At 64.8% G+C, this 16,786-nt stretch carries 20 protein-coding genes; 14 read left to right on the top strand and 6 right to left on the bottom strand.

All coding sequences use genetic code 11. The features are described 5' to 3' along the window. Nucleotides 1-2: 2 nt before the first annotated feature. The 7 genes from AWB67_RS04410 to AWB67_RS04380 all read left to right on the top strand — a co-directional run bounded on the left by AWB67_RS04410 (nucleotide 3) and on the right by AWB67_RS04380 (nucleotide 6,273). Nucleotides 3-560: a cupredoxin domain-containing protein gene (locus tag AWB67_RS04410; protein WP_087655008.1), complete on the top strand. Its 558-nt coding sequence runs from the start codon at nucleotides 3-5 to the stop codon at nucleotides 558-560. Further along, nucleotides 550-2,175: a b(o/a)3-type cytochrome-c oxidase subunit 1 gene (locus AWB67_RS04405; RefSeq protein WP_087655007.1), complete on the top strand. Its 1,626-nt coding sequence runs from the start codon at nucleotides 550-552 to the stop codon at nucleotides 2,173-2,175. Before AWB67_RS04410 ends, AWB67_RS04405 begins: the two co-directional genes overlap by 11 nt. Beyond that, nucleotides 2,172-2,972 (top strand): c-type cytochrome, encoded by an 801-nt coding sequence (locus AWB67_RS04400; protein ID WP_087655006.1) that lies wholly within the window; start codon nucleotides 2,172-2,174, stop codon nucleotides 2,970-2,972. The genes AWB67_RS04405 and AWB67_RS04400 overlap by 4 nt, the downstream gene beginning before the upstream one ends. A gap of 97 nt (nucleotides 2,973-3,069) precedes the next feature. Continuing rightward, entirely contained in the window at nucleotides 3,070-4,125 is a 1,056-nt protein-coding gene (locus AWB67_RS04395) for an NAD(P)/FAD-dependent oxidoreductase (protein WP_087655005.1), read from the top strand. Nucleotides 4,126-4,488: 363 nt separating this feature from the next. Beyond that, complete coding sequence (locus tag AWB67_RS04390; protein WP_087655004.1) at nucleotides 4,489-4,884, top strand: DUF3331 domain-containing protein; 396 nt, start codon at nucleotides 4,489-4,491, stop codon at nucleotides 4,882-4,884. A 67-nt stretch (nucleotides 4,885-4,951) separates the two neighbouring features. Further along, nucleotides 4,952-5,668, top strand: coding sequence for an extensin-like domain-containing protein (locus tag AWB67_RS04385; protein ID WP_200822166.1), 717 nt, complete (start codon nucleotides 4,952-4,954; stop codon nucleotides 5,666-5,668). A 110-nt stretch (nucleotides 5,669-5,778) separates the two neighbouring features. After that, nucleotides 5,779-6,273, top strand: coding sequence for a hypothetical protein (locus AWB67_RS04380; protein ID WP_087655003.1), 495 nt, complete (start codon nucleotides 5,779-5,781; stop codon nucleotides 6,271-6,273). Nucleotides 6,274-6,276: 3 nt separating this feature from the next. Here the strand turns inward: AWB67_RS04380 and AWB67_RS04375 are convergent, their stop codons facing one another. Then, nucleotides 6,277-6,558, bottom strand: coding sequence for a hypothetical protein (locus AWB67_RS04375; protein ID WP_125477543.1), 282 nt, complete (start codon nucleotides 6,556-6,558; stop codon nucleotides 6,277-6,279). 137 nt (nucleotides 6,559-6,695) lie between these two features. On the opposite strand from AWB67_RS04375, the gene AWB67_RS04370 reads away from it, so the two are divergent. Further along, nucleotides 6,696-7,640, top strand: a complete 945-nt coding sequence (locus tag AWB67_RS04370) for a pyridoxal-phosphate dependent enzyme (protein ID WP_087655001.1) — start codon at nucleotides 6,696-6,698, stop codon at nucleotides 7,638-7,640. A gap of 169 nt (nucleotides 7,641-7,809) precedes the next feature. Then, complete coding sequence (locus AWB67_RS04365; RefSeq protein ID WP_087655000.1) at nucleotides 7,810-8,013, top strand: cold-shock protein; 204 nt, start codon at nucleotides 7,810-7,812, stop codon at nucleotides 8,011-8,013. On the opposite strand, the gene AWB67_RS39425 is transcribed toward AWB67_RS04365, so the two are convergent. Further along, nucleotides 8,000-8,218: a hypothetical protein gene (locus AWB67_RS39425; protein WP_125477542.1), complete on the bottom strand. Its 219-nt coding sequence runs from the start codon at nucleotides 8,216-8,218 to the stop codon at nucleotides 8,000-8,002. The two genes, AWB67_RS04365 and AWB67_RS39425, sit on opposite strands and share 14 nt — an antisense overlap. 60 nt (nucleotides 8,219-8,278) lie before the next feature. On the opposite strand from AWB67_RS39425, the gene AWB67_RS04360 reads away from it, so the two are divergent. Together AWB67_RS04360 and AWB67_RS04355 are read left to right on the top strand one after the other, a co-directional pair. Next, nucleotides 8,279-8,503: a hypothetical protein gene (locus AWB67_RS04360; protein ID WP_087654999.1), complete on the top strand. Its 225-nt coding sequence runs from the start codon at nucleotides 8,279-8,281 to the stop codon at nucleotides 8,501-8,503. A gap of 242 nt (nucleotides 8,504-8,745) precedes the next feature. Next, nucleotides 8,746-9,279, top strand: a complete 534-nt coding sequence (locus AWB67_RS04355) for a hypothetical protein (protein ID WP_087654998.1) — start codon at nucleotides 8,746-8,748, stop codon at nucleotides 9,277-9,279. A gap of 43 nt (nucleotides 9,280-9,322) precedes the next feature. Here the strand turns inward: AWB67_RS04355 and AWB67_RS04350 are convergent, their stop codons facing one another. Beyond that, nucleotides 9,323-9,919, bottom strand: a complete 597-nt coding sequence (locus AWB67_RS04350; protein ID WP_087654997.1) for an NUDIX domain-containing protein — start codon at nucleotides 9,917-9,919, stop codon at nucleotides 9,323-9,325. A gap of 87 nt (nucleotides 9,920-10,006) precedes the next feature. On the opposite strand from AWB67_RS04350, the gene AWB67_RS04345 reads away from it, so the two are divergent. Continuing rightward, entirely contained in the window at nucleotides 10,007-10,762 is a 756-nt protein-coding gene (locus AWB67_RS04345; RefSeq protein ID WP_087654996.1) for a DeoR/GlpR family DNA-binding transcription regulator, read from the top strand. Between the two features lie 16 nt (nucleotides 10,763-10,778). On the opposite strand, the gene AWB67_RS04340 is transcribed toward AWB67_RS04345, so the two are convergent. Further along, complete coding sequence (locus AWB67_RS04340; RefSeq protein ID WP_087654995.1) at nucleotides 10,779-12,635, bottom strand: PQQ-binding-like beta-propeller repeat protein; 1,857 nt, start codon at nucleotides 12,633-12,635, stop codon at nucleotides 10,779-10,781. A gap of 271 nt (nucleotides 12,636-12,906) precedes the next feature. Between AWB67_RS04340 and AWB67_RS04335 the strand changes: the two genes are divergently transcribed. After that, nucleotides 12,907-13,299 carry a GFA family protein gene (locus AWB67_RS04335; protein WP_087654994.1) on the top strand — a complete coding sequence of 131 codons (393 nt, stop codon included), beginning with the start codon at nucleotides 12,907-12,909 and terminating at the stop codon, nucleotides 13,297-13,299. Between the two features lie 15 nt (nucleotides 13,300-13,314). Here the strand turns inward: AWB67_RS04335 and AWB67_RS04330 are convergent, their stop codons facing one another. After that, on the bottom strand, nucleotides 13,315-14,325 hold the full coding sequence (locus tag AWB67_RS04330) for a zinc-binding alcohol dehydrogenase family protein (protein ID WP_087654993.1): 1,011 nt from the start codon (nucleotides 14,323-14,325) through the stop codon (nucleotides 13,315-13,317). 178 nt (nucleotides 14,326-14,503) lie between these two features. On the opposite strand from AWB67_RS04330, the gene AWB67_RS04325 reads away from it, so the two are divergent. Next, nucleotides 14,504-15,334 carry an NAD-dependent protein deacetylase gene (locus AWB67_RS04325; protein ID WP_087654992.1) on the top strand — a complete coding sequence of 277 codons (831 nt, stop codon included), beginning with the start codon at nucleotides 14,504-14,506 and terminating at the stop codon, nucleotides 15,332-15,334. Here the strand turns inward: AWB67_RS04325 and AWB67_RS04320 are convergent. Then, entirely contained in the window at nucleotides 15,331-16,581 is a 1,251-nt protein-coding gene (locus AWB67_RS04320) for an aminotransferase class V-fold PLP-dependent enzyme (RefSeq protein WP_087654991.1), read from the bottom strand. The genes AWB67_RS04325 and AWB67_RS04320 overlap by 4 nt on opposite strands. Nucleotides 16,582-16,786 lie beyond the last annotated feature (205 nt).

Here is a 16,786-nt window from a genome sequence, read left to right as displayed (position 1 = left end):
ACATGGCCATGAACTCCGCATCGCACGATGTCGCCGAACGGGTCGAGAAGCGCTGGGCGATGGTCGTCATCGCGATCATCCTGGTCCTCATCGCGATGACGATCTTCACCGGCCTGCACTGGGCGATGATGCCGCCCTCGCGCGTCGAGACGATCCGGCCCGAGACGCTGCACGTATCGGGCGAATTCGTCGAAAGCAACCTCGGCAGCGCGACGGAGCCGGACGGCTCGGTGACCGTGCGCATCGTCGCGCAGCAGTACTCGTTCACGCCGCAATGCCTGCTCGTTCCCGCGAACACGCCGATCACCTTTCGCGCAACGAGCTCCGATGTCGTGCATGGCTTTCTCATCACGAACACGAACATCAACTCGATGCTGGAGCCGGGCTACGTCTCGACGTTCAAGACCACGTTCGACAAACCGGGCGATCACCTGATGCCGTGCCACGAATACTGCGGCGTGGGCCACCAGGGCATGTGGGCGCACGTGCGCGTGGTGGACAAGGCGTCGTTCGCGCAAATGGCGGCTGCCTCATCGGGGAGGTTGAGCTGTGTTAAATAGCAAGCGACTCGTGCTCGCGCACTTCTGGCTGGCGTTCGCGGCATTCGGCATCGCGCTCCTGCTCGGCGCGTGGCAGATGCTCGTGCGCAGCCCGCTGCATCCGTGGCTGCAGGACGCCGAGATTTACTACCGCTCCGTGACCGCGCACGGCTCGGCGATGGGCTACGTCTTCCCGACGCTCGTCGCGATGGGCTTCGGCTATGCAGTGAGCGAGCTTGCGCTGAAGAAACCGCTGATCGGCTTGCGCTGGGCGTGGGCGGGATTCGTGCTGGTCGCGGTGGGCGCGGTCGTCGCGATGGTGCCCGTGGCGATGGGCCTCGCGTCCGTGCTCTACACGTTCTATCCGCCGATGATCGGCAACGTCTTCTATTACCTCGGCGTCGTGCTGGTCGTGGTCGGCTCGTGGATCTGGGTCGGGCTGATGTCGGTGAACATGAACGCATGGAAGCGCGAGAATCCGGGGCGCCCGGTACCGCTCGCGATGTTCGCGACCGTCGCGGGCGCGTACTTGTGGGGCTGGACGGCGGTCGGCGCGGCGCTCGAAATCATCTTCCAGATCCTGCCGGTCGCGTTCGGATGGAAGAGCACGATCGACGCGGGACTGGCGCGCGTATTCTTCTCGTGGACGCTGCACGCGATCGTCTACTTCTGGCTGATGCCGGCTTACATCGCGTACTACACGATCATCCCGCGCGCGATCGGCGGGCGGCTCTACAGCGATTCTATGGCGCGCATCTCGTTCATCCTGTTCCTCGTCGTGTCGATGCCGATCGGCATTCACCATCTCTTCGCCGATCCGCAAGTCGGCGCGGGCTTCAAGTTCATGCACTCGGTGTTCACGGCGCTCGTCGCAGTGCCGACACTGCTCACCGTGTTCACGATCTGCGCATCGGTCGAGATCGCGGCGCGGCTGCGCGGCGGGAAGGGCGCGCTAGGCTGGATCGCGGCGCTTCCGTGGCACAACCCGATGATGCTCGCCGTCGCGTTCTCGTTCGTGATGCTCGGCTTCGGCGGCGCGGGCGGCATCATCAACATGAGCTACCAGCTCGACTCGACGATCCACAACACGCAGTGGATCACTGGCCACTTCCATCTGATCTTCGCGGGCGCGATCGTCATCATGTATTTCGCGATCGCCTACGATCTGTGGCCGCATCTGACGGGCCGCGCGCTCACGAGCCTGAAACTCATGCGCGCGCAGTTGTGGCTGTGGTTCATCGGCATGATCGTGCTGACGTTTCCGTGGCATTACGCGGGCATTCTCGGCATGCCGCGCCGCATGGCCTTCTACGATTATTCGAATCCCGAGATCGCGGCGCAGGCGTTCTCCGTCATTCTCTCGGTGATCGGCGGGTTCATCCTCGTCGCATCGGCGGTGCTGTTTTTCATCGTCCTGATTCGCGGGCATCGCGCCGAACGCGTCGTGCCCGAGGAATTCCGCTTCAGCAAAGCCATACACGAGCCGCGCACGATACCGGTCGCGCTGAACGGCTTCGCCCTGTGGCTCGCGCTGATGATCGGCCTCACGCTCGTCAACTACGGCTATCCGATCGCGCAACTGATGACGCGCGCCGAGACGTCGGTGCCCGCCGTTCCCATCGGAGCGCAGCGATGAACGACGAACGTCTTTTCTCGCTGAGCAATACGTGGTTCAAGACGAGCGTCGCGATCACGGTCGGGGTCGCGATCGTGGCGGCGGTGATCGGGTTCGTATGGCTGCCGTCCGTACAAACCGACGCGGGATTCAAGGGCATCTGGAACGCGATCTGCAGCGCGGCGGGCGTGCCGCAGAAGTGGCTCGAAGGCGGCACGCCGGTGGCGCCGACGGTGCGGCTATCGGCCGTCGAAGTGACGCCGCAACTACTCGCGAAGTCGAGCGACAACTCGATCGGGCGCGGCGCGACGCTCGCGCTCAGATGCACGATGTGCCACGGCGAGCGCGGCATGAGCGACGCGAATTCGCCGAATCTCGCCGGACAGTATGCAGTCGTGATCTACAAGCAGCTGCTCGATTACCAGCATGGCGCGCGCACCAATGCGGTGATGTCGCCGATGGCGAAGAACCTGAGCGACCAGGACATGCGCGACCTCGCCGCGTACTACTCGAGCCTCCCGAAGCCGGCGGCGCAGCATCGCGTAAGTACGTCGAACGCGCCGGCGATCGTCGCGCACGGCGCACCGATGCGCAACATCGCGCCTTGCGCCGCGTGTCACGGCGGCATCGACAACAAGGCGGGCAGTCCGTGGCTCGACGGCCTGCCAGCGTCCTACACGAAGGCGCAGTTGCAGGCGTTCTCGACGGGTGCGCGCAGCAACGACATCAACGAGCAGATGCGCAATATCGCGCGCAACATGACGCCCGAGGAGATCGACGCGGCAGCGGCTTACTACGCGGGAGCGTCAGCGCACTGATTGCCCTTCGTCCTTACCGGGCGCGGTGTTATCGTTGCCCGCGCCGGATGCATTCTGTATCTTGGGTTCGTCGAAACGAACGATCGAACGCGAACCCATGTCCACCGATGCAGACAGCTACCAACAAGCGCCCATCCGAACCGATGTGCTGATCGTCGGCGCCGGTCCCGTGGGGCTTTTCGCCGCGTTCGAGGCGGGCGTGATCGGCCTTTCGTGCCAGATCGTCGATGCGCTCGGACGCATTGGCGGGCAGTGCATCGAGCTGTATCCCGACAAGCCGATCTACGACATCCCCGCGATTCCCTCCTGCACGGCACGCGAACTCGTCGAGCGTTTGATGCAGCAATGCGCCCCGTTCGATGTGCCGATCCATCTGGAGCAACGCGTGATGGACGTCGTGCAGCGCGACGACGGCCGCTGGACCGTACGCACCGAACAAGGCATGACGTTCGATGCCGCCGCGATCCTGCTCGCGGCCGGCAACGGCGCGTTTCTTCCGCAGCGATTGTTGCTTCCCGAAGCGCCTGCGCTGGAAGATCGGCACGTGTTCTACAGCGTTGCAAAGCTGGCCGATTTCGCCGATAAGTACGTCGTCGTCGCGGGCGGCGGCGACTCCGCGCTCGACTGGGCGCTCGCGCTCCGCAACGTCGCGAAGCGCCTCACACTCGTGCATCGGCGCAATGGCTTCAGCGCGACGGCATCGTCGGTGGACAGCATGAGGCGCGCCGTCGAATCGGGGGAGATGGATTTCGTCGTCGGCATGATCGCGGGGCTCGAAGCGCCGGAGGGCACGTTGCGCTCTGTTTCGATGAAGCATGTGGAGGGCACGAGCGAGATTGCGGCCGACATGCTCGTCGTGCTCTACGGCCTCGTCGCGGACCTGGGGCCGATCGCGAACTGGGGGCTCGACATCCGCGGCGGGCGCGTGGAAGTCGATACGTCGAACTACGAGTCGTCGCGGCCGGGCATCTTCGCGGTCGGCGACATCGCCAACTATCCGAATAAGCAGAAGCTGATTCTGTCGGGCTTTCACGAGGCGTCGCTCGCATTGCGTAAAGCGTACTCGTATGCGTATCCGGACAAGAAGCGCGTCCACGTGCATTCGAGCTACGACGCGAAGCTTGCCGAGCGCGTGCATGCGAGTGCGACATGACGGTGCAAATCGTCATATCTTTGAGGTCATTTACCGTTCCAATATGCAGGACGGCATGCGCATACCACGGTTCGCAATGAGCGCACAGGTTGGGCCGAAACCCGCGCCAGCTCTATGGATGAGCCCCATCGAAGGGCATCCTTGGTTTATTTATACGTAGGTATCATGGCGCGCCATTTTCGAACGATGTAAGGTGTGCTCTCGCTACGTATCATCGACTACATAACTACTCCGTAACTCCCGCCGGACCCGCACGCAGCATCGAGTGCCTCCGACGCGGCCGCTTCATTTTCGACGTGAATTCAGCGCCCGGTGCTGGCTTTGAGCGCCGGTTCCTCCTGATCTGACGAGAAGAGGTGCCTTATGGAACGACGAACCTTCGGTATCGATCCCTGGTCGCAAACGGTCGGCTGGCTGACGATGCAGTCGGCCGGCAAGGGCGCGTGTGCCAGCGATTCGAGCGCCGCACGCAAACACGCGATCTGCGACGCCCCCACGAGCGCCGCCGTGCGCGTGAGCGTGATCGACCGGCCGACGTCGAGCACGGCGACGGTCGCGTGGTGCGATCCGCGCTCCTGCCGCTACGGCGATCAAGTCTGGCGCGCGAGCATCGCACGGCAACCGGGCACCTGCGCGCTGAGCGGCCGCAGCATCGGACGCGGCGATGCGATCTATCGGCCGCGTGCGTGCCGCCCGTCGCCGCTGAACGCCAGCGCGATGATCCTCGCGGCGGTTGTCGAGGACGTGCCGCGCGGATAGCGCATAGCAGATTGACGGGCACGCGTCATGCTCGCTCGTGCGGTCCTGAGCGGACTTCGGAGTGAACGTGGGCGCACGCATCGCCGGATGGCTGCTGTTGATCGTGTTCTTGATCGTGATCGTCGGCGTGGCGCTCGTAGGCTTCGCCATGTATTCGGGGCGCGTCGCGGTGCCGGACAAGTGGAACCCGTTCGCGCCGCTCGACGTGCGCGAGCCGCGCGGACCGCTCACGTCGATCAAGCTGTGGCGCATCGCGCATGACCACGCGCTTTGCATGGCGGCGCTGGATCGCTCGGGCGTCGCGTACCGGCCGATTGCGGATTCATCGAAGCCCGCCGGCTGCGAACTAAACGATGTGCTCCGCGTGACTCAATCGGATGTCCAGTACAGCGGGCCGTTTCTCGCGACGTGTCCGCTCGCGGTCGGCATGGCGCTGTTCGAGCATCAGACTCTGCAGCCGGCGGCGGAAGAAATCTTCGGCCAGCCCGTGCGGAAGATCGAGCACGTCGGGAGCTTCGCGTGCCGCAACGTCAACAATCAGGAAGAGGGGGCGCGCAGCCAGCATGCGAGCGCGAATGCCATCGACCTGAGCGGCTTCGTCCTCGAAAGCGGACGGCGCGTCACCTTCGCGCGCTGGGACGGCGACTCGTCCGATGCCGTGTTCCTCCATCGCCTTCACGACGGCGCGTGCCGCGCGTTCAACACGACGCTCGGCCCCGATTACAACGCGCTGCATCGGATGCATTTTCATGTCGACATGGGGCCGTACCGACTCTGCCGATAGAGCACGACAAGAGCATGTCGCAGCGGGTTCGATAGAATCACGCGGTGAATGCTTGCGGCACGATGTGTGCATGCATGCAGCAAACCAATGTGAATCACTCTGAGGCCGCAATGGACGATCCCTACGAAAGACGCGCTCTGCTTCTCCACCTCGGCGATGTGCTCGAAGCGATCTTCTGCCTGACGAAATGCGCGGACAGCCGCGCGACCATCGGCGAAGCGCTCGCGAAAGACGACGCGCTGGTGAGCTTCAACATCCTTAATCAGGTCGATGCCGGAATGCATCCTCAGGATTTCATCAAGCGCGCGACGGGCGCTTTCTTCGTGTGGCCGAAGGCGCTGCTTGACGAGACGCTGAACCGCCAACTGCTCGCGCACACGATCCAGCATGATCTCTTCGCAGGCGACGCGAAGGGCTGGGAGGCGTATGTGAGCGAGCGGCGCCAGGAGGTGCCGTGGTTCGGCGAGAATTTGCCGAAGGTGCCGAAAGAAGAGATCGAAGCGCCGCCGAGCGAGGTCGAAGCGCCGCCGGGCGATGCCGATGCGCCGCCTGATTCAAAAGATCAGCCTTCGCGCTATTCGACGTGGCCGTGGCGGCCGGAGTAAGCGTTACTGCTTCTTGCTCATGCTGCCCGCGCCCGCATCCATGCCGAGTCCGTTCGGACGGTCAGGCGCCGGACCCTTCCCCGACGACGTCTTGCCCGGATCGGTCTTGAGCGCCTGATTGCGCGCGGCGGTCGCGCTCGCGGGCGATGTCGTGTTGTGCTCCTGATAGGCGGGCGTGCTGTCCTTGTCGAGCTTGTTCGGCTGCTGCGCGTTCGCGACGATCGCGATCGTGCTGCCGATAAACACAGCCGCCATGTGGCTGAGCGCCAGTGTTGTGGGCTTCATCGTGATCCTCGCTTTTGTGTGTGCGCCTGATTTTGGGGCAGCAAGGATCGGTCCCGAATGCGCTGCGTTGTTCGACGCGGTGCGCCTCTAACGCCGGGCGTAAAATCATCGTCCTCCCGCTGATACCTCTTCCTCCCATGTACATCGAAACTCCGCTCGTCGAATCACGCGCACTCTCCGAGCGCCTCGGCAAATCCGTCTGGATGAAGATCGAAGCGATGCAGCCGACCGGCTCGTTCAAGGCGCGCGGCATTGGCCACGCGTGCGCGGTGTACAAGGAGCGCGGGGCGCGGCGGTTCGTGTCGTCATCGGGTGGGAATGCGGGGCTCGCCGTTGCTTACGCGGGACGCAAGCTCGGCGTGCCGGTGCTCGTGGTCGTGCCGGAGACGACCTCCGAGCGCGCGAAGCACCTGATCGGCATGGAGGACGCCGAGGTCGTCGTGCACGGCAAGTCGTGGGACGAAGCGAATCGCTTCGCGCTCGCGTCGTGCACATCGGCCGATGCGTTCCTCCATCCCTTCGACGATCCGCTCCTCTGGGAAGGCCACGCGACCATGATCGACGAAGTCGCGCGCGCGGGACTCGAGCCGGATGCAGTCGTGCTGTCGGTGGGCGGCGGCGGGTTGCTCTGCGGCGTGGCTGAGGGCCTGCGCCGCAACGGCTGGGAGGACGTGCCGATCGTCGCCGTGGAAACCGAAGGCGCCGATTCGTACGCTCGCTCGCTGGCTGCCGATGAGCGCCTCGAATTGCCGGCGATCACGAGCATCGCGACGTCGCTCGGCGCGCGCAGCGTGTGTGCCGAGGCGCTCGCGCTCGCGAAGCGTCGCCCGGTGGCGAGCATCGTCGTATCGGACCGGCAGGCGGTCGCGGGATGCTTCGAGTTGCTGACCGAGCACCGGATCGTCGTGGAGCCCGCGTGCGGCGCGTCCGTCGCCGCGCTCGATGCGCTCGCGCACGCGCAAGAGGCCGAGCTGCGCGACGCCCGGAACATCTTGCTGATCGTGTGCGGAGGGGTGGGAACGAGCGTCGATCAATTGAATCGATGGCGCGCCGCCACGGACCCCAACACCGAAACAGCTTGACAGTCAATCGGAGACCACGTAATGTCTGGGTCGAAGTATTCAAGAAGTCCGATTGCTGTTCATCATCCTCCGCTCGCGGTATTTGTTGTCCTCATTCCTCCTTGATGCTTCCCTCGTCCCGGCCGGTTTCCGTTCGGGATGGCTTAATTTTTAATTTCAAGGATTCGTTATGGATACCGGTACCGTCAAGTGGTTCAACGACAGCAAAGGCTTTGGCTTCATCACCCCGGATAAGGGCGGTGACGACCTTTTCGCGCATTTCTCCGAAATCCGCAGCGATGGCTTCAAGACCCTCGCAGAAAACCAGAAGGTCAGCTTCGAAACCAAGCAAGGCCCGAAGGGTCTGCAAGCTTCGAACATCACCCCGCTGTAATACCGCGCTGTAAGCAGTAGATACAACGCTCGTCGCGAATCGGCCCAGCCGGTTCGCGACAGTAGCTGAAACCCTCGCGGAGCTTCTTGTGCTCCCGCCACGGTTGCCGGAAATACGGCACACCATCGCAGCGCCCCTTCAGCATTTCCAGCGTTTTTTCTCGCACTTTCCTGCGTATTTCAAGCGGCTTTTTCAAGTCACTCATCAAGCGTTGCGCCTTTGGCCGGCTCGTTTGCCGCGACCACGCGCATGCGCTCGCACCATCATGCAAAACTCGAAAATTCAAAACTACAACGGCTATAAAGTTCTCCCGTCGGCGCATCGTCTGCCTGACGGATCGTTCGCATCCAACCTCCTGCTCGAACGCGATAGCGGCGCGGGCGAAGCGATGCGCTATCAATTCCACATCCTCGACTGTTTCGACGACGAACAGCAGGCGCTCGGTCATTCGAGCCGCTGGGCGCGCCAATGGGTCGATTGCCGCGGCTAGGCTTTTCTTCTACCCCGAGCGTGGCGTGGCGCACAGCGCGCTTTCCACGAACGCGTCCCTGCGCGCCTTCGACCCGAAAAATGGCGGAAGAAGCCGGTGCTTCTGGCGTGGCGAGCGTTACAGGATCAGTATCCTTGACTCAGGCCGGGCGGCAATCGAAGGGGCTCGAACGGCAAGCCGAGCCGCGACGTGCCGACACCGCCGCTACGATTAAAAAACAACGCTTCGGGGTTTGCACGCCAATGAGACTTTCCACCTTCGCCGGGATTACGCTGCTCGTCGCCAGTAGCAGCGCGCTCGCACAGCAACCGCTCGCCGTGCCCGGCCGCAGTCAGACCGCGGGCCAGCAGGCCGTCGATAACGCCGCCTGCTACGCATACGCCAACCAGACAACACGCGTCGTCATGGCGCGCGAGCCGCAGATGGCTCCGCGCGATCAGCCGCGCGAACAGCGCACGTTCGCGCCGCCTCGGCCCGTCGAGCCGCCGCTTCCGCCGGTTGCCTCGGGGGCGCTGGCTGCTTCGGCGGCGGGCGCGTCAGGCGCTTACGCGCCGATGCCGGCCAGCATGGCGATGCCGGCGAGCGGCGCATCGGCGGCTGTGGCTGCGGGTGCTTCGATGCCCGCCGCATCCGATGCCGTCGCGGCGAGTGGCGCCTCCGACGCGCACTACGCCGAGATGAAGATGCCGCCGCTTCCGCCGCCCGAGCCGCCGATGACGCGCTACTGGCGCGCTTACGGCGACTGCATGCAAGGCAAGGGCTATTTCGTGCGTTAAATACGGAACGCGCGGCGAGTGATCGTCCGCGCGGTTTTGCCGTTTACGCGCTCGTTGAAGCGCGCCGCAACGCGAGATGCTGCAGCAGCATGATGGTCTTGCCATCGACGATCTCGCCGCGCGCGACCATCGCCAGCGCCTGCTCGAGCGGCAACTCGATCACCTCGATGTCTTCCCCTTCCGACGCCACGCCACCCCCTTCTGCGACCTTCGACGCCGAATCGTAGTGGGCGACAAAGAAGTACAGTTTCTCCGTCACCGATCCGGGGCTCATGAACGCCTCGAACACCTTCTCCACGTCGCGCACGCGATACCCCGTCTCCTCCTCCAGCTCCGCGCGAACGCGCTCCTCGGGCAATGCCGCGTCGAGCAATCCGGCGGGCGCTTCGATCAGCATGCCGTCGTGGCCGTTAACGAACGCGGGCAACCGGAATTGCCGCGTCAGCACGACGGTTTCGCGCGCCGGATCGAAGAGCAGCGCGGTTGCGCCGTTGCCTCGGTCATAGGTTTCACGGCTCTGGCGCTGCCAGACGTTGTTGCTGCGCAGGAATTCGAATGTGGTTTTCTTAAGCACGTACCAGTCGTCGGAAAGCGTCTCCATATCGATGATGCGCACGCGCTCTGCAGTGTTCAGCGGCATGTTCCAGCTCCGGTTGGAAAAAACGTCAGCTAATGGTATCGTGCAGACTCGTGCAAAAACAAGAAATTTCGTGCAAGACAATTTCCGATGCTGACCTCGCAAAGAAAGACCGCCATCCTCGATACGCTTGCACGCGACGGCCAGGTGCTGGCAAAGACGCTCGCGGAGGAATTCGGCGTGTCGGAGGACACCGTGCGGCGCGACTTGCGCGAGATGGCCGCCGAGGGGCTCTTGCAGCGCGTGCACGGCGGCGCGCTGCCCGCGTCGCCCGCGACGGCGGATTTCGCGCATCGGCAGTCGATCGAATCGGTCGCGAAGCGCGCGGTCGCCAGGGCGGCGGCGGAGATGATCGTGCCGGGACAGGTTGTGATCGTCGATGGCGGGACGACCGCCGTGCAGCTCGCCCGCTACCTGCCGCGCGACCTGCGCGCGACAGTCGTCACGCATAGCCCGAGCATCGCGGTCGAACTGGTCGATCATCCGTCGGTGGAGGTCGTCGTGATCGGCGGGCGGCTGTACAAGCATTCGATCGTGACGGTCGGCGCGGCCGCGATCGAAGCGCTGTCACACATCCGCGCCGATCTGTTCTTCATGGGCGTGACGGGCGTGCACGCAAGCGCGGGCCTGTCGACCGGCGATCTCGAAGAGGCCTACATGAAGCGCGCCCTCGCGGCGCACGCTGCTGAAACAGTTGTGCTGGCGTCGGCGGACAAGCTCAACGCGGCGTCGCAGTACCGGATCGGCGAGATCACGATGGCGAGCACGATCGTCGTCGAGCGCAATACGCCCGCCGCACTCACCGATCCGATCGCGGCTGCTGGCGTGACGATCGTAAGGGCGTGACGCGGGTCGTTGCGATCTATCGCAGCAGCCCAAACACCACCACCCCCGTCTGCGTCCCCACGAACACCTTGCCCTGCGTGATCATCGGTGTGATGAACTTGTTGCCCGGACCCCACTGGTCGCGCGCGCCCGACTGATTGCTGTTGTACAGCTCGCGCCCGAGGTTGCTCGCGTCGTATGCGTGCAGCGCGCCGGTCGCGCCGTTTTCCAGCGCCCACACGATGCCATTCTCCGCGCCATTTGCGGAGATTGCGGGTGTCGTTCCGGGGTAGGGGAAGGTGGTCGCGGTGCGCGTGGCGGCGCTCGTCGCAAGGCGCGCGTTGGTGACGGGCAGTGCCTTCAGGCTGTCGTTCAGTCCGCCGTAGTACACGACGCCGTTGTAATACGCCGCCGAACCCCAGATCCCGCCCGCGAGCGTGCCCGTCAGCGTCTGCCAGTTGCCGTTCGCATTCGGGTTGTACTTGCCCATCGCGTCGCGATCGACGACGTAGATCTTGTTGTCCTTGCCCGCGCCGACCGCGAGCCGCTTGACCGTGCCGTCGGCCATCGTCTGGTCGGGCAGAAGGAGCGGCCCGCCGGAGCCGAAATCCTCGTCGTTCGCGGCCTGCGTGACGTTGTTCATCGTCGCGAAGTAGTCGGTGACGGCGAGGCTCGGCGCGAGCGACAGCTTCATGAACGTGTTGCCGAGATTGCCGTCGACGGGAAAGCCTTGTGCGTTGAGCGTCGGCGTGAACGAGCCGTTGCCGTCGATCAGCCAGAGCGAGGCGCCATCGGATGCCATGCCCGAGCCGGCCATCCAGATCGAGCCCTGCGAGCCGTTCGGCGTAACGTTGAGCGTGCCGGTCTGCCTGAGCGTGTCGGCGCTGTAGGCCATCACCCAGCCGGTGTACGGGCCGCTCATGCAGTGCGCGGTCCAGCCCATGTAGACGATGCCACCGACGAGCGTGAGCGCCGCGCGTTCGGTGTGCAGGTCCGGCTCGAAATGGATCACGCCGTTCACGCTGTTGCTGCCGTTGCCCGGATAGCTCGCGGCGATCTCAGTCGGGCCGCCGAAGAGCTCGGCGCCGGTCGCGAGGTCGATCGCGTGGAAGCGGTGATGGGCGGCGCCGTTGCCGTCGGTGCTCATCGCGACCGCGTAGAGCGCGCCGTTCGGGCCGCGCGTGCGGTCGATGACCGGTGTCGACGTGATGCCGATTTCCGGCGTGAAGTCGGGGCAGCCGGTGGTGGTCGAGGTCTCGCCGGCGCCGAGCAGCGTGATTTTCCAGAGTTGCGCGCCGGTGTCGGCGTCGTAGGCGTAGAGACTGCCATGTTCGGTCGCGACGTAGACGACGTTGTGCGCCGCCCCGCCGGTCGCGAGGTTCGTCACGTAGAGCGGCTGGGCGTTTACCTTGCCGTCGGCGGGGACCATGCGCAGCTTGCCGAATGTCGCCACGTTCACGTTCGATAAGGTCAGAGTCGTCTCGGCGAGCATCTGGCCGGTGCGGGCGAGATCGTTGTGATGCATGAGAACGTCGGTGGGATAGGTTTTTGCGGTGGTGGTCCCGCTGCCGGTGTTACCGCCTGCGTTGTTTCCCCCATTTGTGCCGCTGCCGCTGCCGCTGCCGCCGTCGCTCGCATCGCCCATATTTGAGCCCGAGCCGCTCCCCGAATTCGCGCCAGAACCGCTTCCGGACGAGCCGCCCGCGCTGCTGCCGTTGCCGCCCGGAGCCATGCTGGTGGTTGTCGTCGTGCCGTCGCCGCCGCCTCCGCCGCAAGCCGCGCAGCATATAGCGACGAGTGCCTGCAATCCGAGAAGCCTCAGGCGTCCGCGCGCACGGACGGTTGCGCCTTCAGCGGCGACACGGCCGGCCTGGCCGGATAGCGGCGAATTCATGCGAGTCTCCAGCGCTCTGGCGTCCCGGGTGAATTCTTGGATGCGTTGTTGGCATCGCGCGTGCGACGCTTGGCAGCGCGACGGGACTGCGTCGCTGCGGACTACACTCGCAGCAAGAAAAACGCCTGGCCGACGGTTCTTACTGCGCATGGCGCGCTTTCAAATTCGCGAACGATGTCAGCGAAAATTTCACAATCGAAGATGTAGGAGATGCCGAGCGTGCATTCGTCGGCGGAAACGTGTGGATTCAGGCGGGAACTAAGGAGCAACGATGAACGTAAAACACGAAGGCGGCTGCGCATGCGGCGCGGTGCGCTTGCGGGTGAGCGCCGAGCCGCTCGAAGTCAACCTGTGCCATTGCCTGACGTGCCGCAAGATTCACGGCGCGCCGTTCGGCATCTACGCAATTTTCGAGCGCGGCGCGGCCGAGTTCTTCGGCAAGACGCGCTTTTGGGAAAGCTCGGCGACCGGCCGCCGCCATCATTGCGCGGTGTGCGGATCGCCGGTCTATCTCGCCTTCGAAGGCGTGCCGGAAGTCGAAATCCCGGCCGCGCTCTTCGATGAAATCGGCCTCTATGCGCCGACCTACGAGATCTGGGCGAAGCATCGCGAGCCGTGGCACGACGCGCAAGGTCGGCCGCAATACGACGAAGCGGGACCTTAAGTTGTCAGCCGACGCTCAACACTCCACGATCGCCTTCACCACGCCTGCCTTCGGATCGAGCAAGCTCGAAAAGCCCGAAGGAACATCGGCGAGTTGCATCCGATGCGTATTGAGCGCCGCACTCGGCACTTCGCCCGCGCGCATCGCGGCTAGCACCGTCTCGAAATCCTCGGGCGTCGCATTGCGGCTCGCGAGCAGCGTCGCTTCGCGCTTGTGGAACTCGGGATCGGCGAACGAGATGCGCTCCGGCACGATCGACACCAGCACGTATTTTCCGCCGTGCGCGATGAATTCGAAGCCGCGTTCCATCGCGCGGGCGTTGCCGGTGGCGTCGAAGACGACATCGAAGAATTCGCCGTCGGTCAGGCGCGCGAGTTCATCCTTGTCGCCTTCGCCGATTTGCACCGTCGCATGGACTTTCAGCTCGCGGTGGCAGAACGAAAGCCGGTCTTCGCGCGTATCGAGCGCTGTGACGGTCGCGCCGCGCAGCCGCGCGAACGTGAGCGCGGCCATGCCGATCGGCCCTGTGCCGACGACCAGCACGCGCTGGCCCGGCTGCACGTCGGCGCGGCGCACGGCATGCGCGCCGATCGCGAGGAATTCGACCATCGCGGCTTCGTCGAGCGTGACGCCTTCCGCTTTGTGCACGAACTGCGCGGGCAGGCTGAGGTATTCGGTGAACGCGCCGTCGCGATGCACGCCGAGCACCTGAATGTTCGTGCAGCAATTGGTCTTGCCCTGCCGGCACGCGATGCACTTGCCGCATGAGAGATACGGCATCACATAGGCGTTGTCGCCGGCGTTGAGGCCGCTCGCCGGATCGGCTTCCTCGACGACGCCCGATAATTCGTGCCCCATCACGCGCGGATACGAGAGAAACGGCTGATTGCCGGTAAAAATGTGCAGATCGGTGCCGCAGACGCCGACGCGCTTCACGCGCAACAGCACTTCGTTCCCACCGCGTTGGGGCTTGTCGCGTTGTTCGGCGCGCAGGGTGCCGGGCGTATCGCAGATCACGGTCAGCATGGTTCGTTCGTCTCGCAGGTTTTTTGAGGTGCGTGGGGTTGCGACAAATCTACCCATCCGATCCGTTTTGGTCAAGCCAGTTGATGTACTTAGATAACTGGTAAGGCCGGTTGACGCGCAAGCGTGGCGCCGATATTCGTCTTATATTGCAGCATCCCCGACAAATAAGGTCTTGTCAGTGAACGACATTCTCGATTTCGTCGAGCGGTATCCGCGCCTTTTCGTGCTCTCGGGCGCGGGCATCAGCACCGATTCGGGCATCCCGTGCTATCGCGATCGCGAAGGCCAGCGCACCGGCCGCTCGCCGATCCTGCTGCAGGAGTTCCTCAACTCGGATTACGCGCGGCGGCGCTACTGGGCGCGCAGCCTGATCGGCTGGCCGGTCGTCGCGGGGGCACAACCGAATGCCGCGCATCACGCAGTGCGCGCGCTCGCGTCACGCGGACGGGTGCATCGGCTCGTGACGCAGAACGTCGATGGACTGCATGCGCGCGCCGGCAACGCGGACGTGATCGAACTGCACGGCAACATCGGCCGCGTGCGGTGCCTCAATTGCGGCGAGCAGCATGCGCGCGCCGACGTGCAGCGCCTGCTCGAAATCGCCAACCCGGCGTTCGCGGGACTCACGGCGCCCGCCGTGCCCGACGGGGACGCGCACATCGAAGACCTCGATTTCGGCGCCTTCGACGTGCCCGGCTGCACGCGCTGCGGCGGTCTGCTGAAGCCGGACGTCGTGTTTTTCGGCGAGGGCGTGCCGCGCCCGCTCGTCGACGATGCCGCCCAGGCACTGGAAGCCAGCGACGCGATGCTCGTGCTCGGCTCATCGCTGATGGTGTATTCGGGCTACCGGTTCTGCGAATGGGCGCATCGCGCGGGCAAGCCGATCGCTGCGATCAATATCGGCCGCACGCGCGCCGACCCGCTGCTAGCGCTGAAAGTCGAGCAATCGTGCGCAGCGGCGCTGAACGCGCTCATCGAAAGGCTCGATGAGCGCGAACTCGCGCGCTAGCCCTCGCGCGACAGCACCGTCAGGCCCTCGACCAGACGCTCCACATCGGACATCCGCGTGAAAACGGCGGGCGTCACGCGCACGACAACGCCCGCATCCGGCCCCGGCCGCGACACCGTGAACACGCCGAAACGCTTACGCAAGGCGGCGACGATCGCGTTGTTGTCCACCTTCGACGTGCGCCCGTGCAGCCGGAACGACGTGATCCCCGCGACCATCGACGGATCGTCGGGCGTCTGGATCACTACGCCCGGCAATTCGCGCGCGGGCGTCACCCACGCGTCGCGCAATGCCCGCAGGCGCGCCTCCTTCGCGCGCGCACCGATCTTCAGATGCAGTTCCAGCGCGGCCGGCAGCGTCGCCCATGCAGCGAAATTCGGCGACCCGGTGTGAACGCGCGAACGGATATCGTCGGCGGGCCAACTGCGGTCGCCGAGATGCGGATCGATCGCGCCGAGGCCGTCGCGCCGGATATAGATCGCCCCGCAGCCGAGCGGCGCGCCGACCCACTTGTGCAGATTGAGCGCCGCGAACCCCGCGCCGAGAGAAGGCACGTCGAAGTCGAGCTGGCCCCACGAATGCGCCGCATCGACGATCACGCCCGCGCCCGCCGCCTCGGCCATCGCGGCGATGTCGCGGACCGGCATCACGAGGCCCGTCGCGTAGCACACGTGCGACAGCAGCACGAGACGCGTGCGCGGGTGCGCGCGCAGCGCGGCCGCGTAGGTGTCGAGCACGCTTTCGCGTGTGGCCGGCTCGGGGATCGTCAGGCGCACGGGCGTGACGCCCCGGCGCGCCTTGAGCCACTCCATCGCGTCGCGGCCGCACGGGTAGTCGAGGTCGCTGTAGAGCACGGTGTCGCCGGGTTCGAGCCGGTTGTAGCCGCCGATCAGCGCGAGCAAGGCTTCCGTCGCGTTGCGCGTGAGCTCGATTTCGTCGATGCCGCACCCCATCGCCGCAGCGATCTGCCCGCGGATGCCGTCCATCATCGCGGGCCAGCGGTCGCGGATCAAAAATGTCGTTTCAAAATTAACGCGCTCTGTCCAGTACAGAAGCATCGACTTGACCGGCTCGGCCATCGCGCCCCAGAAGCCGTTTTCGAGGTTGATCAGCGCGTCGGAGTGGCTGTATAGCGCGCGCACGGCACTCCAGTAAGGCTCGTCGCGGGCGATGTCCTTGGCAGGCGGGGACGGCAGCGCCGCGAGCGCGGCGTCGAATACAGGGAGGCGGTAGACGAGTTCTTGCATCGGCGGTGGACACTGTTTCGGTAAAAAGGAACCCACACCATAAACCCAGGCACGTACGTTCGCAAAGGTATAGCAACTTTTTGTCCAGCACCCTTCAGGCCTTTGGAAACGGGTCGTTATCAGATGCAGAGCGTGTGATCGGGCCGCCGGGCCGCGGAATCCGATCCCTCAATCGACAGCCGGTTTTTCCGATCGGCGGATCGGG

This window comes from Caballeronia terrestris, assembly GCF_001544515.1.
In the GTDB taxonomy this organism is placed as follows: domain Bacteria; phylum Pseudomonadota; class Gammaproteobacteria; order Burkholderiales; family Burkholderiaceae; genus Caballeronia; species Caballeronia terrestris.
Note: the sequence above shows the minus strand (reverse complement) of the source record. Positions and strands in the feature narration are given on the sequence as shown.